This is a genomic window from Pseudomonas sp. ChxA (assembly GCF_030263855.1).
GTDB classification, from domain to species: domain Bacteria; phylum Pseudomonadota; class Gammaproteobacteria; order Pseudomonadales; family Pseudomonadaceae; genus Aquipseudomonas; species Aquipseudomonas fluorescens_CB.
Genome location: NZ_JARPMK010000001.1, coordinates 2,573,962 through 2,590,447, shown reverse-complemented (window position 1 = coordinate 2,590,447; position 16,486 = coordinate 2,573,962). Strand labels below are relative to the sequence as shown.

The 16,486-nt window shown below is 62.1% G+C and carries 15 protein-coding genes; 9 read left to right on the top strand and 6 right to left on the bottom strand.

All coding sequences use genetic code 11. The features are described 5' to 3' along the window. Positions 1-32: 32 nt before the first annotated feature. The 9 genes from P5706_RS11640 (at position 33) to P5706_RS11600 (ending at position 8,886) form a co-directional block, all read left to right on the top strand. Positions 33-893: a branched-chain amino acid ABC transporter permease gene (locus tag P5706_RS11640; RefSeq protein ID WP_056861341.1), complete on the top strand. Its 861-nt coding sequence runs from the start codon at positions 33-35 to the stop codon at positions 891-893. Position 894: 1 nt separating this feature from the next. Continuing rightward, positions 895-1,905: a branched-chain amino acid ABC transporter permease gene (locus tag P5706_RS11635; protein WP_285679330.1), complete on the top strand. Its 1,011-nt coding sequence runs from the start codon at positions 895-897 to the stop codon at positions 1,903-1,905. Then, complete coding sequence (locus P5706_RS11630) at positions 1,902-2,651, top strand: ABC transporter ATP-binding protein (RefSeq protein WP_285679329.1); 750 nt, start codon at positions 1,902-1,904, stop codon at positions 2,649-2,651. The genes P5706_RS11635 and P5706_RS11630 overlap by 4 nt, the downstream gene beginning before the upstream one ends. Then, complete coding sequence (locus P5706_RS11625) at positions 2,651-3,346, top strand: ABC transporter ATP-binding protein (protein WP_138814770.1); 696 nt, start codon at positions 2,651-2,653, stop codon at positions 3,344-3,346. The genes P5706_RS11630 and P5706_RS11625 overlap by 1 nt, the downstream gene beginning before the upstream one ends. Positions 3,347-3,360: 14 nt before the next feature. Then, entirely contained in the window at positions 3,361-4,629 is a 1,269-nt protein-coding gene (locus P5706_RS11620; RefSeq protein WP_285679328.1) for a Zn-dependent hydrolase, read from the top strand. Beyond that, on the top strand, positions 4,626-6,026 hold the full coding sequence (locus P5706_RS11615) for an amidase (protein ID WP_285679327.1): 1,401 nt from the start codon (positions 4,626-4,628) through the stop codon (positions 6,024-6,026). The genes P5706_RS11620 and P5706_RS11615 overlap by 4 nt, the downstream gene beginning before the upstream one ends. Before the next feature lie 101 nt (positions 6,027-6,127). Beyond that, positions 6,128-6,370 carry a hypothetical protein gene (locus P5706_RS11610; protein ID WP_285679326.1) on the top strand — a complete coding sequence of 81 codons (243 nt, stop codon included), beginning with the start codon at positions 6,128-6,130 and terminating at the stop codon, positions 6,368-6,370. A gap of 589 nt (positions 6,371-6,959) precedes the next feature. Continuing rightward, positions 6,960-7,823, top strand: a complete 864-nt coding sequence (locus P5706_RS11605) for a LysR family transcriptional regulator (RefSeq protein WP_099549979.1) — start codon at positions 6,960-6,962, stop codon at positions 7,821-7,823. A 58-nt stretch (positions 7,824-7,881) separates the two neighbouring features. Next, positions 7,882-8,886: a LacI family DNA-binding transcriptional regulator gene (locus P5706_RS11600; RefSeq protein WP_285679325.1), complete on the top strand. Its 1,005-nt coding sequence runs from the start codon at positions 7,882-7,884 to the stop codon at positions 8,884-8,886. Here the strand turns inward: P5706_RS11600 and P5706_RS11595 are convergent. The 6 genes from P5706_RS11595 to P5706_RS11570 all read right to left on the bottom strand — a co-directional run bounded on the left by P5706_RS11595 (position 8,883) and on the right by P5706_RS11570 (position 15,841). Beyond that, positions 8,883-9,608 carry an SDR family oxidoreductase gene (locus tag P5706_RS11595; RefSeq protein ID WP_200432442.1) on the bottom strand — a complete coding sequence of 242 codons (726 nt, stop codon included), beginning with the start codon at positions 9,606-9,608 and terminating at the stop codon, positions 8,883-8,885. The genes P5706_RS11600 and P5706_RS11595 overlap by 4 nt on opposite strands. Positions 9,609-9,745: 137 nt before the next feature. Then, positions 9,746-11,278, bottom strand: a complete 1,533-nt coding sequence (locus tag P5706_RS11590) for an FGGY-family carbohydrate kinase (RefSeq protein ID WP_285679324.1) — start codon at positions 11,276-11,278, stop codon at positions 9,746-9,748. A 3-nt stretch (positions 11,279-11,281) separates the two neighbouring features. After that, positions 11,282-12,361 carry an alcohol dehydrogenase catalytic domain-containing protein gene (locus P5706_RS11585; RefSeq protein WP_169988701.1) on the bottom strand — a complete coding sequence of 360 codons (1,080 nt, stop codon included), beginning with the start codon at positions 12,359-12,361 and terminating at the stop codon, positions 11,282-11,284. Positions 12,362-12,387: 26 nt separating this feature from the next. Further along, positions 12,388-13,380: an ABC transporter permease gene (locus P5706_RS11580; RefSeq protein ID WP_285679323.1), complete on the bottom strand. Its 993-nt coding sequence runs from the start codon at positions 13,378-13,380 to the stop codon at positions 12,388-12,390. Next, positions 13,346-14,854 (bottom strand): sugar ABC transporter ATP-binding protein, encoded by a 1,509-nt coding sequence (locus P5706_RS11575; RefSeq protein ID WP_285679322.1) that lies wholly within the window; start codon positions 14,852-14,854, stop codon positions 13,346-13,348. The genes P5706_RS11580 and P5706_RS11575 overlap by 35 nt, the downstream gene beginning before the upstream one ends. A gap of 63 nt (positions 14,855-14,917) precedes the next feature. Further along, complete coding sequence (locus P5706_RS11570) at positions 14,918-15,841, bottom strand: substrate-binding domain-containing protein (RefSeq protein WP_099549975.1); 924 nt, start codon at positions 15,839-15,841, stop codon at positions 14,918-14,920. Positions 15,842-16,486: the final 645 nt, after the last annotated feature.

Sequence of the window (16,486 nt, the reverse complement as noted above, 5' to 3'; positions counted from 1 at the left end):
CGCGTGAGCGGCTGCCTGCCGAGGGTTTCTGCATGCTTAATCTTTACCTGTTCCAGATCCTCAACGGCCTTGGGTTGGGGATGATCTATTTCCTGATCGCGGTCGGGTTGACGATCATTTTCGGCCTGCTCAACTTCGTCAACTTCGCCCACGGCGCGTTCTTCCTGCTGGGTGCCTATATCTGCTACACCGCCGTGAGCCTTACCGGCAACTTCTGGCTGGCGCTGCTGATCGCACCGCTGGTGGTGGCCGCGCTGGCGTGGGTGATCGAGCGCTTATTGATCCAGCGGATTTATCACTTGCCGCACATGTTCCAGATCCTGGTGACCTTGGGGATCGCGCTGATCATCCAGGAAGCCAGCGTGATGATCTGGGGCCCGGTGGGCAAAAGTGTCGCCGTGCCGGAACTGCTGCGCGGCGTGCTGGTGGTGGGCGATTTCGTCTACCCCTACTACCGCCTGTTCCTCATCGTGTTTTCCGCGCTGATCGGCCTGGCCTTGTGGTTGCTGCTGGAACGCACGCGCTTCGGCGCCCTGGTACGCGCCGGCAGTGAAAGCACCGAAACCGTGTCGCTGCTGGGCACCAATATCTTCCGTTTGTTTTCCATGACCTTTGCCCTCGGCGTGGCCCTGGCCGGTGTCGCGGGTGTGCTGTTCGCACCGTTGCGCGGCGCGCAGCCCTTTGTCGGCCCGGAGATCCTCGGCGTGGCCTTCGTGGTGGTGGTGATCGGCGGCATGGGCTCGTTCAGCGGTGCGCTGGTCGGCGGTTTACTGGTGGGCGTGGTGCAAAGCCTGATGACCACACTCTGGCCCCAAGGCGCGAGCCTGATGATCTACGGCGCGATGGCCGTGGTGATTCTGGTACGCCCTTACGGCCTGTTCGGGAGAGCCTGACATGAGCGAGAAAAACCCCCTGCCGTTTGCCAAAACCCAATCCAAAGCCATGTTGCTGTGGGTGCTGGCGGTGCTGATCGGCTTGCCGTTGGTTCTGCCCTCGGCGACCCTGGCCACCGAGATCCTGATCTTTGCCCTGGCCGCGCTGGCCTGCAACCTGTTGCTGGGCTACACCGGGCTGTTGTCGTTCGGCCAAGGCATTTTCTTTGGGGCCGGTGCGTATTGCGCGGCGCTGCTGATGATTCACCTGCAACTGGGCTTGTTCAGCGCATTGCTCGGCGCCGCCATTGCCGGTGGTTTCCTGGCGTTTCTGGTCGGCGCGCTGGCAATCCGGCGCACCGGCATTTACTTCGTGATGCTCACGTTGGCGTTCAGCCAGATGGCCTACTTTGTCGCCTACACCTTGAGCGACTGGACCGGCGGCGACAACGGCCTGCTCAGCGTGCCGCGCCCGGAGATCCGTATCGGTGACACCGTGCTGCTGTCGCTGGCCGACGCCCGAGTGTTCTATGGCTTTGTCGCGGTGCTGTTCCTGCTGATTTTTATCGGCGCGCGCCGGGTGATCGCCTCGCCGTTCGGCAGCACCTTGATGGCGATCCGCGAAAACGAAACCCGCGCCTCGGCCATCGGCTATGACACGCGGCATTTCAAGATCTTGGTGTTCGTGCTGTCCGGCGCCGTCACCGGCATCGCCGGCGCGCTGTACGCCATGCTGCTGCACTTTGTGCCGCTGTCGAACATCGACCTGGCGATGTCCGAGAACATTCTGATCATGACCATCGTCGGCGGCACCGGCTCGCTGTTCGGCTCATTGCTGGGCGCAGGTTCCATCGTGCTGCTGGGGGACTTCCTCTCCGACCTGTGGCCGCGCTGGCTGATGCTGCTCGGCGTGATCCTGATCTTCGTGGTGATCTTCATGCGCGGCGGTTTGTGGGGCGCCCTCGCGTCGTTGTTCGAACGGGTACGCGGCAGCCGCAAGACTGCGGCCATCGCCAAGGAGGAAGGGCTATGAGCATCCTGCTGGAAACCAAAGACCTGGAACTGGCCTATGGCGCGTTCCATGCGGTCAACGGCGTCAACCTCAAGGTCGAAGCCGGCACCATTCACACCATTATCGGCCCCAACGGCGCGGGCAAGACCAGCCTGTTTCACTGCCTTACCGGCGAGCGCCAGGCCACGGCCGGGGCGATTCATTTTGACGGCAAGAACCTGATGCGCAAACCGGCCCACGCCCGCGTCGGCCTGGGCATGGCGCGCTCGTTCCAGCTCACCAGCCTGTTCCAGAACCTCAGCGTGCGCGAAAATCTGCGCCTGGCCGCACAAGGCCGCGACGGCGCGCGGGCGCTGAACTTCTGGCGCCGCGTCGACAGCAAACGCGAGCACCTGGAGATGGCCGATCAAGTCCTCGAACGCCTGCAACTGACCCGCCGCGCCGACACCCTGGCCGGCGAGTTGTCCCACGGCCAGCAACGGGTGCTGGAGGTGGGTATGTCGATCTGCTCCAAACCCAAACTGCTGATGCTCGACGAACCCACTTCGGGCATGGGCATCGATGATATTCCGATCATGACCCAGTTGATCAGCGACCTTGGCCGCGACCACACGGTGCTGTTGATCGAACACAACATGAGCATTGTCATGTCCATCAGCCAACGCATCACCGTGATGAGTCACGGGCAGATCCTGGTGGAAGGCACGCCGCAATTCGTGCGTGCCGATGAGCGTGTGCGTACGGCGTATCTTGGGGAGGCTGCCTGATGCTGATTGTCGAGAATATCCATTCCTACTACGACAAGAGCCATGTGCTCGAAGGCGTGTCGCTCACGGTCAATCCCGGCGAACTGGTGACGCTGCTCGGCCGCAACGGTGCCGGCAAGACCACTACGCTGCGCAGCATCCTCGGGATTATCTGCCCGCGCCAGGGCCAGATTCACTTCAACGGCCAGGCGCTGGTCGGCCAGAAGATCTTTGAAATCGCCCGTCAGGGTTTGGCGCTGGTGCCGGAGAACCGCGGGATTTTCCGCCTGCTGACCGTCGAGGAAAACCTGCGTATCGCCGTGCGCAAGACCAGCCGCTGGCAGCTTGAAGACGTGTACGGCATGTTCCCGCGCCTCAAGGAGCGGCGTAAAAACGCCGGCCACGCGCTGTCCGGCGGCGAGCAACAGATGCTCGCCATCGCCCGCGCGCTGCTCAACGACCCCAAGCTGTTGATCCTCGACGAGCCCACCGAAGGCCTGGCGCCAGTGATCGTCGACGAGTTGGTGAAGATCCTGCGCAAGGTCAAGGACGACGGCCTGCCGGTGTTGCTGGTGGAACAGAACCTGATGGTCTGCGACAAGCTCGCCGACCGCCATTACGTGCTCGAACAGGGCCGCGTCGTATACGAGGGCAGCGCCGCAGCCTTCCGCGCCGACCCGAGCATCAAGAACCGCTACCTGGCCCTGAGTGCCTGACCGGAGATTTGCACATGAATAGTTTTGCGCAACCGCTCAAGAGCAATGCCCCGCTGATCAACCGCGACCGCTTGTGGCAATCGTTGATGGACCTGGCTCAGCTCGGCGCTACGGTCAAAGGCGGCGTGTGCCGCCTGGCGCTGACCGACCTCGACCGCCAGGCCCGCGACCTGTTTGTGCAATGGTGCGAGGCCGCCGGGTGCAGCGTCAGTGTCGATGCCATCGGCAATATTTTTGCACGGCGTGCCGGACGCAATCCGGCCCTGGCGCCGGTGATGACCGGCAGCCATATCGACACCCAGCCCACCGGCGGCAAGTTCGACGGCTGCTACGGCGTGATGGCCGGGCTGGAAGTGATTCGCACCTTGAATGACTTGAAGATCGAGACCGAAGCGCCGATCGAGGTGGTGGTGTGGACCAACGAAGAAGGCTCGCGCTTCCCGCCCTGCATGATGGGTTCCGGGGTGTTTGCCGGCAAGTTCGACTTGCAGGACACCCTCGACAAAATCGATGACCAAGGCCTGTCGGTGGGCGCCGAATTGCAGCGCATCGGCTACGCCGGTTCGCGCGCGGTGCTCGGCCACCCGGTCGGCGCGTATTTCGAGGCGCATATCGAGCAAGGCCCGGTGCTGGAAGACCGCGCCACTACCATCGGCGTAGTCATGGGCTGCCTTGGCCAGAAGTGGTTCGACCTGACCCTCAACGGCGTCGAAGCCCACGCCGGCCCAACGCCCATGCACTTGCGCAAGGATGCCCTGGTGGGCGCCGCCGAGGTGGTCAGCGCGGTCAACCGCATCGCCCATCAACAGCAACCGCACGCCTGCGGCACGGTCGGTTGCCTGAACCTGCATCCCGGCTCACGCAATGTGATTCCAGGCCAGGTACACATGACCATCGACTTGCGCCACCTGCATGCCGACAAACTGCAAGCCATGGTCGATGAAGTGCGCAGCGTGATCGAAGCCACCTGCGCCCAGCACGGCCTGAGCTTTGAACTGACGCCCACCGCCGACTTCCCGCCGCTGGACTTCAACCCGGCCTGCGTCAACGCCGTGCGTGACGGTGCACAGGCGCTGGGCTTGAGCCATATGGACATCGTCAGCGGCGCCGGGCATGACGCTATTTTCGTCGCCGAACTCGGCCCGGCCGGGATGATCTTTGTGCCGTGCGAAGGCGGCATCAGCCATAACGAAATCGAAAACGCCGCGCCGGATGACCTGGCAGCGGGCTGCGCGGTGCTGCTGCGCGCCATGGTCAACGCGGCGCAGGGAGAGGTGGCATGAGTGAGATTGGCCAACTGACGGCGGTGCAACTGCTGCAGCATTTTCGCGACAAGACCCTGTCACCGGTAGAAGTGACTGAAGATGCGTTGTTGCGGATCGAGCGCTTTAACCCAGTGGTGAACGCCTACTGCCATGTGGACCCGCAAGGCGCGTTGAACGCGGCGCGTGCCTCGGAACAACGCTGGCTCAAGGGCCAACCCTGCGGCGCACTGGACGGCGTACCGGCCTCGATCAAAGACCTGACGCTGACCCTCGGCATGCCCACCCGCAAGGGCTCGCGCACTTCATCTGCCGAAGGGCCGTGGGAGGTGGATGCGCCCTTTTCAGCTTTTATGCGCAAAGCCGGCGCGGTGTTGCTGGGTAAAACCACCACGCCGGAATTCGGCTGGAAAGGCGTCACCGATAACCCGCTGTACGGCATCACGCGCAACCCGTGGGACACGCGCACCACGGCGGGCGGTTCATCGGGTGGCGCGGGTGCGGCGGCGGCGCTGAACCTGGGCGTATTACACCAGGGCAGCGATGCCGGTGGCTCGATCCGCATTCCCTGTGCGTTCACCGGTACGTTCGGCATCAAGCCAACTTTCGGGTATGTGCCGCAGTGGCCGGCCAGTTCCATGACGATTCTGTCGCACCTGGGGCCGATGACCCGCACCGTGGAAGACACCGTGCTGATGCTGCAAACCGTGGCACAAGCGGATGCGCGCGATGGCCTGATCGGTGCGCCGCGCCATACGCCGTGGTTGTCGGGCGCAATGGACTTGAAAGGCTTGCGCGTGGCCTACAGCCCCACGTTCGGGTATGTGGACGTGGACCCACAGGTGGCCAAAGTGGTCGCCCAGGCGGTTGCGGGCCTGGTGCAGCTGGGGGCGCATGTCGAGCAGATCGACCCAGGCTTCAGCGACCCGTTGGAGGTATTCAGCACCTTGTGGGCAACCGGTGCGGCGCGCCTGACGGGCTCTATGAGCGACGCACAAAAGCAGTTGCTGGACCCTGGCCTGCTGCGCATCGCCCAACAAGGCCAGCAGTTGAGCCTCGGCGCTTTCAACGACGCCCTTGAAGCACGCGCGGCGTTGGTGGCGAGGATGGCGGCGTTTCATGAGCATTACGACGTGCTGGTCTCGCCGATGATGCCGATTACCGCCTTCGAAGCTGGGCATAATGTGCCGCCGGGTTCGTCGATGACAGAGTGGATGGAGTGGACGCCCTTCACTTACCCCTTCAACCTCACCCAACAACCGGCCGCCTCGGTGCCGTGCGGTCTGGCGGCGAACGGCTTGCCGGTGGGCTTGCATGTGGTGGCTGCGCGGTTTGCGGATGAGCAGGTGTTGAGGGTGTGTCAGGCCTATGCCAAAGCCTTCCCTACCGAGCACCTTGAAGCACCGCGGGTGCTCTGAACCGTGCATGTGCAGTGGCATCCGGCTTATAATCCGCGCTTCATTGTTTGTTGCGCGGACTGTTTCAGATGCTATTTACAAGGACTTTTCTGGCGAGTGCAGTGCTCGCCGTCCTGCCAGTTATGGCCCACGCTACAGCGTTGGACTTGAGCTACGAAGCGCCTGTACTTGAGGCGGTGCCACACGATGCAGCGGCGACAGCCAAATCGTTGTTCCCGGTTCAGCCCCAGGCGCCGGTGACGATCGAGTACAAGTGCAAGGGGCCGCGTTGTCAGTATGAGGATGACCTGGAGCAGCGGCACGAAGACCAGACCACGCAAAGCTGGTCCATCGGTATTCACTAAGGTTCGGCCTGCCTTGGGCTGAAATGCAATCATCAACTGTGGGAGCTGGCTTGCTCGCGAATGCGGTGTATCAGTGACAGATGAGTTGACTGACACACCGCATTCGCGAGCAAGCCCGCTCCCACATTTAGACCGCGTTGCGTCAGGTAAATAGGCTTTTGCTTTGCACTTGATCTGGCTTTTGATTCAACCACTCAGGTCGGCTTTCAGGCCGCCGTGCTGTAGATCTTGATCTTGATCTTGCTTTTGACCTGAGACGCCCCGTTAACCACGATGGCCGAACGCAGGCTTGAATCCGTGGGTAACCCGGCAGGACGCCGGGTTAGCCGCGCTGGGCCAAGGATGGCCCATCGCGGCGGCCCACGGATTCAAGCCGGAGTGAGGGCACACCGAGCATTAGCGAGGTGCCGAGTGGTGGGGCGAAGACCTTTTGGTTACTTTTGGGGCGTTTGCCAAAAGTGACCCGCTGTAAGAGCGGAACCATAAGCCGCCGTTACCTAAATAACGGATATACACCCAACAAACCCACACACACCCCAGCTTCGAGCACATTCCATTACACTGTCCCCCATTAATCCCCGGGGGTTTCATGGACATCGAACTGGCACGCACCTTCCTAGAAATCACCCGCTGCGGCAGCCTGGCCGCGGCCGCCGAGAAATTGCACGTCACCCAGACCGCCATCACCGCACGGGTCAAAAGCCTGGAAAGCCAGTTGGGCAGCACGCTGTTCGTGCGCAACCGCGCAGGCGCCAGGCTCACCGCCGATGGCGAGGCGTTTGTGGTCTACGCCAACCAATTGCTGCAAACCTGGGAAGCCGCCAAGCGCGACCTGCCGCTGCCCGATGGCTATCGCAATGTGCTGCATATCGGCGGCGAGGTCAGCCTGTGCAACCCGTTGATGCTCGGCTGGGCCAAGGCCTTGCGCGAACAGATCCCCGGCCACGCGCTGCGCACCGAAGTGCGTGAAGGTGAATACCTGTTACGCCAACTGGAACTGGGCGTACTCGATGCCGCGCTGGTATTCCAGCCGCAATACTGGCCAGGCCTGCAGGTCGAGCAGGTGCTGGAAGAAAAACTGATCCTGGTGCAGTTAACCAGCAAACCCGCCCCTTACGTGTATATCGACTGGGGCCCAGGCTTCCGCCAGCAACACGACGCCGCCCTGCCCGACAAAGCCCGCGCCGCGCTGAGTTTCAACCTCGGGCCGCTGGCCTTGCAGTACATCCTGGAAAATGGCGGCGCCGGGTACTTCCGCACGCGCGTGGTGCAAAGCTACCTGGACAGCGGCGTCATGCAGCGCGTCCCGAAAGCGCCGGAATTCAGCTTCCCGACCTATCTGGTCTACTCACGGGCGCGGGATTCGGCGGTATTGCAGCAGGCGCTGGGGTTGCTGCGCGAAGTGGTCAAGGCCGAAAGCGACTGGTCACAACGCTGGGACCCGCTGATTTGAATCACCCTACGCCCGCGCGCATGCTAGCCTGCGGATGTTTCCCAGCGCAGCCTTACCGATGAACAAGAAAAAGTCCGTCACCATCAGCGACATCGCCAAACGGGTGGGCATGACCACCATCACGGTGTCCCGCGCATTGAGCAAGCCCGACCTGGTCAAGCCCGCCACCCTGGCGCGCATTCTCGAAGTGGCGCGCGAGCTGGACTACGTGCCCAACGCCTTCGCACGCGGGCTCAAGCGCAGTGAAAGCCTGATCATCGGCGTGATCACCGCCTCGGTCGACAACCCCTTCTACAGCGAGATGATCAAGGCGATTTCCCGCGAGGCGAAGCAGCACGGCTACACCATCATGCTGGTGGACACCGATGAGTTGGAAGAACTCGAAAGCAAAGCCGTCGATACCCTGCTGGGCTATCGCGTCGCGGGGATTATCTTGTCGCCGGTCTCGGACGAGCCCAGCTACCAGCCCGACTACCTGGAGCGCCTGGGCAACGGCAAAACCCCGGTGGTGCTGCTCGACCGCACGCTCCACGACAGCCCGTTCAGCCGCGTGGTGCTCGACAATTACCACAGCGGCATCCAGGCCGCGCACTACCTGCTGCGCAACACGCCCGACCTTAAACGTCTGCTGGTACTGACCGGCCCGGAGCATTCACGTATCACCGTGGAGCGCCTCAAGGGCTTGCGCGAAGTGCTGGCTGAGCACCCTCACATTCAGGTCGAAGTGCAGGCCGGCGACTACACGCTGATGCCGTCTTACCTGCACACCCTCGACTACCTGGCCGAGCACTCGGCGCCCGATGCGATCATGGGCTTCAACCAGTTGATCACCCTCGGCGCCCTGCGTGCCTTGCGCATGCACAACATTGCCCACGACAGCCTGACCATTTGCGGCATCGACCGCCTGCCCTTCGCCGATATCTTCGGCGTGCCGATCGCCTGCGTAGCCCACGACGCCTCACTGGCCGGCAGCAGCGCGGTACGCCTGCTGCTTGACCGCTTGCAGGACCCGTACAAGCCACGGGACAAGGTGGTGATCGCAGGCGTGCTGGAAAACGGCTAGCGGCTGGTGTAGCCGCCATCGATCGGCAGGCTGACGCCGCTGATCATGCTGGCGGCATCGCTGAGCAGGAACAGCACCGGCAGTGCGACTTCCACGGTTTGTGCGAAACGCCCCAAGGGTATCGCCGCCAGCGCCGGGTCACGTTTGGCCGGGTCGGACCAAGCTTTGGCTGCCATGGGCGTGAGCGTGACCGTGGGGTTGACGCTGTTCACACGAATGCCAAAGCGCCCCCACTCGGCGCACTGCACGCGGGTGATCGCGTCCAGTGCGGCCTTGGAGGCGCAGTAGCCGAGGTGATCGTCCAGCGCCACCAGTGACGCCTGACTGGAGACATTGACGATGCTGCCAGGGATCTTTGCTTCGATCATTTTTGCCGCCACGCGGCTGGCGACCTGTGCGGCAGCGCGGGCATTGACCTGCATGACTTGATCGAACGCATCCGCGCTGATGGCGGCGGCGGGCTCCAGGCGTGAGATGCCGGCACAGTTGACCAGGCCGTGCAATGGCGGCAGGTCTGCCAGGGCTTTATCCAGGGCGATGCTGTCGGCGATGTCCAGGCATAGGCTGTTGCAACCCAGCTGTGCCAAGGCTTGCGCGTCGCGACCGAGGGCGAAGACTTCGGCACCGGCGGCAATCAGCTGTTGGGCGATTTCGCGACCGATGCCGCTGCTGGCGCCGGTGACGAGGATGCGCTGGCGGGTGAAGTTGAAGGTGGTGGTCATGGTCACTTCTCGATAGACAATCAAGATCCCTGTGGGAGCTGGCTTGCCCGCGATGACGGTGGGTCAGTCAGCACATATGGCACTGATACACCGCTATCGCAGGCAAGCCGGGTCCCACATTTTTGATCTGTGTTGGGTCAGTTGGTTTGCAGGCTGTGCATGATCGGTTTCAGGGCTGGATACAGCTTCAGGTACTCAGCAAACGCCCGGTCATACGTGATGACATTTTCGCGCTTGGGCTGTGCCCGCAGTTCCAGCTGCACCCAGCCTTTGTCCATCTCGCCATCACTCACCAACCCCACCGTATGCGCCGCCAGCAACGCCGCGCCCAAGGCCGCTTCCACCTCCTGCACAATGGTGTAGACCGGGTAGCGCGTGACATCGGCAATAATCTGCATCCACAAATCCGAGTGGCTCGCGCCACCCACCACGATCAGGCGTGGGTCCAGCGAATGTGCGCCCTGGGTACCGGCTTCAATGTTGTGGCGCAGGGCAAAACTCACGCCTTCAAGCACCGCGCGGTACAGGTGAATACGGCTGTGATACAGGTTCAGCCCGACAAAACTGCCGCTGGCGCGGTCGTCCCACACCGGGCTGCGTTCGCCCATCAGGTACGGCAAAAACAGCAAACCTTCGCTGCCCGCCGGAACCTGGGTGGCACTCTGTTCCAGCAACACCAGGCTGTCCTGGCCGGTGGCCTGGGCCTGCTGTTCTTCGGCCTGGCAGAACTGCTCGCGAAACCAACTGACCGACGCCCCGGCGGTGATCGCGCCGCCAAAGATGTACAGGTCCCGATGGCCGTTGTAGACATGCGGCATGCTCACCAACCCGTGGTGTGCGTCCACGTGCTGGTTCAGATAACCCCAGCACATGCTGGTGCCGATCATCGCCACATGGTTACCCGGCTGCGTAACCCCCGCCGCCAACGTGGCCATCGCCGCATCCACACCGCCGGCCAGGATCGGCGTGCCGGCCTGCAAGCCCAGGCGCGTGGCCCAGCTTTCGAGCAAACCGCCCACCACCTCACCGGAGTACACCAACCGCTCGGGCATCATGGCCTGGGCAATGCCCAGCGCATCGAGCATCTCGGCAGACCAGCCGCGGGCCTTCACATCGTAAACCCCGCCAATATTGCCGGCGCTGCTATGGTCCACCGCCAATTCGCCGGTAAGGCACCAGTTGATATAGCTGTTGGGCGGCAGCAGGTAGCGCGTGTCAGCCCACACCTGCGGCTGATGCTGCTTGAGCCAGAGCATCTTGGTGAAGCCGTAGTAGCTGTCCACCGAGTTGCCGGTGATTTCGAACAAGCGCTCCAGGTCCAGGTGCTCACGCACCCACGCCACCTGCTCGCCGGCACGCCGGTCCATCCAGATCAGGCACGGGTGCAGCGGCGTCATCTGCGCGTCAACGGCAATCCCCGAACCGCCGTACAGACTGCTGATGCACAACGCCTTGACCTGCCCGGCCGCCACGCCGGATTTGGCCATGCACTGCGCCACACACGCCTCGACCGCCTCCAGCCACACCTGCGGCCATTGCTCGGCCCAGCGCACTTTCGGGGTATCGACGCGATACCCCTGGCTGTGCTGGGCGATGATCGTACCTTGACCATCCACCAGCAGCGCCTTGGTGCTCTGGGTTCCTATATCGACACCCATTACATAGTTCATAGATCAAATCACCGGCTTCAACAGCACCTTGATCGATTTGGTTGAGTTGGCCAACGCGAAGGCCTCGGCAAAATCATCCAGTGGGAAGTCATGGGTAACGATGCCCTTGGACGTCACCAGGCCGCGCTCGAACAGGTCGATAGCGATCGGGTAGCAATACGGGCCGAGGTGCGCGCCGCGTACGTCCAGCTCCTTGCGGTCGCCGATGATCGACCAGTCGACGCTGGTCTCGGCGCCGAACACGCTGAACTCGACAAACCGCCCGAGCTTGCGGATAAGGTCCAGGCCTTGGGTCACGCCCGCCGGCACGCCGGTGGTTTCGATGTACACGTCGCAGCCATAGTTATCGGTGAGGCCGTTGATGATCTCACGGGCATTGTCGCGGGACGGGTTGATCACCACGTCGGCGCCGAACTGCTTGGCCAGTTCCAGGCGCTCGTCGACCATGTCGATCACCACCAGTTTTTTGGGCGTCTTAAGCGCAGCGACCTGGACCATGCACAGCCCGAGCGTGCCCGCACCGGCGATCACCACCACGTCATCGAGCTGGATTTCGCCACGGTTGACGGTGTGGATCGAACACGCCATCGGCTCCACCAGCGCCGAGTCTTCCAGCGACACCGACTCGGGAATCTTGTGCACGATGGCGGTCTTGGGAATGCGCATGTACTGGGCCATGCCGCCTTCGGCGACTTCACGCTGGAAGCCGAAGATATTGTGCACTTCACACATCCAGTACTTGCCCGACTTGCAGAAACGGCACTTGCCGCACGGCACGATCTGTTCGGCGATCACCTTATCGCCCACCGCCACTTCAAAGTGTTCCTCAGCGCCCTCACCCACTTCTTCCACGTAGCCGAAAAACTCATGGCCCGGCACCACCGGCGCCTTGACCCATGGGTTGTCGCCACCCCAGAACATCGCAGCGCCGGAGTGGCACTTGCAGTCACTGGCGCAGATGCCGCAGGCGGCAATGCGGATCACCAGCTCATTGGGGCGCGCCTTGGGTTTGCCGATGCGTTCCAGGCGGTAGTCTTTCGGGCCGTGGCAGACGACGGCTTGCATCTCGGTGTGCTTGTCCATGTGTTCGGTCCTTTCTTGTCAGGTGTTTATTTATGGCGCTGACGGCTGATGAAAATCGCCAGCAAAATGATCCCGCCCTTGATCGCACTCTGGACGTAGGGCGAGACCCCGAGCATGTTCAAGCCGTTATTGAGTACGCCCAGCAGCATGGCGCCGAGCAAGGTGCCGACAATGACCCCGCGCCCGCCGGCAATCGACGCACCGCCGAGTACCACCGCCGCAATCGCATCCAGCTCGAACGACACGCCGGCATTCGGCTGGCCGCTCATCAAGCGTGAGGTAAGCACCAGCCCGGCAATCGCTGCGGTCAGGCCGCTGATGCCGTACACCAGCAACTTGAAGCGCGCCGCCCGCACGCCCGACAAACGCACCGCTTCTTCATTGCCGCCGATGGCGTAGATGTAGCGGCCGATGCGCGTGTGTTGCAGCAACACATAGGCGGCAAAATAGGTGATCAGCATGATCAGGATCGGCACGTCGACACCGAACAGGCTTTGGCGGCCGAAGAAACCGAACCACTCCGGCAGCCCGGAAATCGGGTAGCCGTCGGTGTACATCAGGCCCAGGCCACGGGCGATGCCCATGGTTGCCAGGGTGACAATGATCGGCGGCATGTGCAGGTAGGCGACGAACAAGCCATTGCCGATGCCGAAGGCCACACCGATCAGCATACCGGCGCCAATCGCCAGGCCCGGCGGCAGGCCCGCGACCATCAGCCCTGCGGTCAAGGTGCCCGACAGCGCCATCACCGGCCCCACCGACAGGTCGATGCCACCGGTGAGAATCACGCAGGTCATGCCCACCGCGATAATCGCGTTGATCGACACCTGGCGCGCAATGTTCGACAGGTTGCTGGTGGTGAGGAAGTTATCGCTGGCGAAGATCATCACCAGGGTCACCACTACCAACCCCACAAAGGGATAAAACGCCGGCGAGCGCACCAGCCGCGCCAGGTTCAGGCGCAGTCGGCGGGTGTCGCCGGTATTAATGGACATATTCACTTGAGCCCCCTGTTGCATGGCGCATGACCTCTTGTGGGTTGACGGCGGCCGCTTCCAGCAGCTTGACGATGGCGCCCTTGTGGAACACGGCGACGCGGTCGCACATGCCGATGACTTCGGGCAGTTCGGAAGAAATCATGATGATCGCGTAGCCTTGTTCGGTGAGGCTGCGCATCAGGGCGTAGATCTGCGCCTTGGCGCCAACGTCGATGCCGCGTGTGGGTTCGTCGAACACCAGCACGTCGCAGTGGTGGTTGATCCAGCGTGCGATCACGACCTTTTGCTGGTTGCCGCCGCTGAGGTTGAACACCCGGCTTTCGCCGCTGGGCGCCTTGATCGACAGCTGGCGCATCAACGCGTCGACGCTGGCGCACTCTTTGCTCTTGTCAATCAGGCCCGTGGCGTTCTGGTACTTGGGCAGGTTGTTCAGAGAGATGTTTTCGCGAATGCTGAAGTCGGTGATCAGCCCTTCGCTCTTGCGGCTTTCCGGCAGCAGGCCAATGCCGTGGGCCAGGGCTTGCGCCGGGTCATCCAGGGTGACTTTCTCGCCGCGCAACCACACGTCTTTGGTCACCGACGGCAGCGCGCCCATCATGCCCAGCGCCAGCTCGGTGCGACCGGAGCCGACCAGCCCGGCAAAGCCGAGGATCTCGCCCTTGTGCAGCTGAAAGCGGTTGTGCGGGCCATTGCGTACCAACTGGATGTCCTTGACCTCGAGCAGCAACGGGCCGCGAGCGGTGGTCGGTTTGGGCGGGAAGCTGTTTTCCAGGCGGCGGCCGACCATCATCTCGACGAGCCGGTCGATATCACTGTCGGCCACGTCGGTCACGCCCACATTGCCGCCGTCACGCAACACACTGATGCGGTCGCACACCTGGAAAATCTCCTCCAGGTGGTGAGAGATAAAAATCACCGCCACACCCTGGCGCTTGAGTTCGCGCATGATCTCGAACAACAGCTCGGCTTCACTGGGCGTGAGCGTGGCGGTCGGTTCATCGAGTACCAACAGGCGCGCATCCAGGGCCAGGGCCTTGGCGATTTCGACGAATTGCTGCTCGGCCACGCTCAGGTGCTTGACCGCGCATTGCAGGTCGATGCTCACACCGAGGCGCTTGAACAAGGCTTCGCTGGCTTCGACCATTTCGCGCTTGCGCAGCAGGCCGAAGCGGTTGCTGAGCTCATGGCCGAGGAAAATGTTTTCCACCGCCGTGAGATAGGGAATCAGGCTGAATTCCTGGAACACGATGCCGATACCGGCGGCGATCGCGTCGCGGTAAGTGGCAAACTTTTGCGCCTGGCCATCGATCAAAATCTGCCCTTCGTCCTGATGCTCGACGCCGCCGAGGATCTTCATCAGGGTCGACTTGCCCGCGCCATTTTCACCCAGCAACGCATGGATTTCGCCGCGCTCGACCTGCAGGTTGATGGACTTGAGGGCCTGCACGCCCGGGTAGCGCTTACAGATATTTTCCAGCTTCAGAAGACTGCTCATACCGCCGACCTCGTATTCAGAAGGAGACCTTAAGCCCCACGGTTGACGTGGGGCCGGGGCGATTTACCAGCTGAAGTCCTTGGCCTTGGCCTGGTCGATCAAAGTGATGTCGACGGGAATGGTGGCCGGCACTTGCGAGCCCCACTTCTTGGCCAGCGCGATGCCCAGGGCCAGGCGGATCTGATCGCGCGGGTATTGCGCCGAGGTGGCGATGAACTTGCTGCCGGGCTTCTGGATTGCCTTGATGGCTTCCGGCGCGCCGTCGACGCTGACCAGTTTCACGTCCAGGCCGCTGGCTTCGATGGCCGACAGTGCGCCGAGGGAGCCGTTGTCATTCACGCTGAAAATACCCTTGAGACCCGGCTGGGCCTGCAGCATGTTTTCGGTGACGGTCAGCGCCTGGTCACGCTCCTGCTTGCCGTTCTGGATACTGACAATCTTGATGTCGGGGTGCTTGGCCACCGCTTCTTTGCAGCCGCGCACACGCTCAAGGATCGGCACCACGGCGATGCCGTCGAGGATCGCGATATTGCCTTTGTCGCCGATGTTCTTGGCCAGGTATTCACAGGCCTGGAAGCCGGCGTCGAAGTTTTTTGAACCGACGAAGGAGTCCAACGGACCGTCGGCCTGGGCGTCCACCGCGACCACGACCACACCCGCGGCGTGCGCAGATTTGACCGCCGATTGCACGCCCACCGAGTCGGTGGGGTTGATCAGCAGGATATCGATGCCCTTTTGCAGCATGTCTTCGACATCACTGACTTGCTTGGACACGTCGTGGCGGGCGTCGGTGATGATCAGCTTCGCACCGATGGTCGCGCCGGCTTCTTCGAGGGCGTTTTTCATGGTGACGAAATAGGGGTTGTTGATTTCCTGGAAGGAGGCGCCGATGCGGATCGGTTTGGCGGCGTCGGCAAACGCTGCGCTGGTGGCGCCGAGGGTGATGCTGACAGCCAGTAAACACAGGGTTTTCGGGAGCATTTTCATGGCGTGGTTCTCTGTTTTGTTTTTATTTTTAGAGCAAATGTTATCGTTAACATTTTGAGAGAAGCTAGCAAGTAAATGGGGGCTGTGCAAGAGGCCATTGGTCGGTCGCGGTCGAAAGGTGGGAGCTGGGTTGTGTGCTGTGGGGGTTTGTTGGTGTTTCGGTGTACATATCCGTTGCTGCGGTTATGGCTGAGTAGGGTTCCGCTCTTACAGCGGGTCACTTTTGTAAAGACACAAAAGTAACCAAAAAGTCTTCGCCCCACCACTCGGCACCTCGCTTAGGCTCGGTGTGCCCTCACTCCGGCTTGAATCCGTGGGCCGCCGCGATGGGCCATCCTTGGCCCAGCGCGGCTAACCCGGCGTCCTGCCGGGTTACCCACGGATTCAAGCCTGCGTTCGGCCAGCGTGGTTAACGGGGCGTCTCAGATCAAGATCAAGATCTACAGCACGGCGGCCTGAAAGCCGACCTGAGTGGTTGAATCGAAAGCCAGGTCAAGTGCGAAGCAAAAGCCTATCTGCCTGATACTGCGCGGTCTAATTGTGGGAGCGGGCTTGCTCGCGTGCGGTGGGTCAGTGACAGATAAATTGACTGATACACCGCATTCGCGAGCAAGCCCGCTCCCACAGTTGACCGCATGCGGTTTT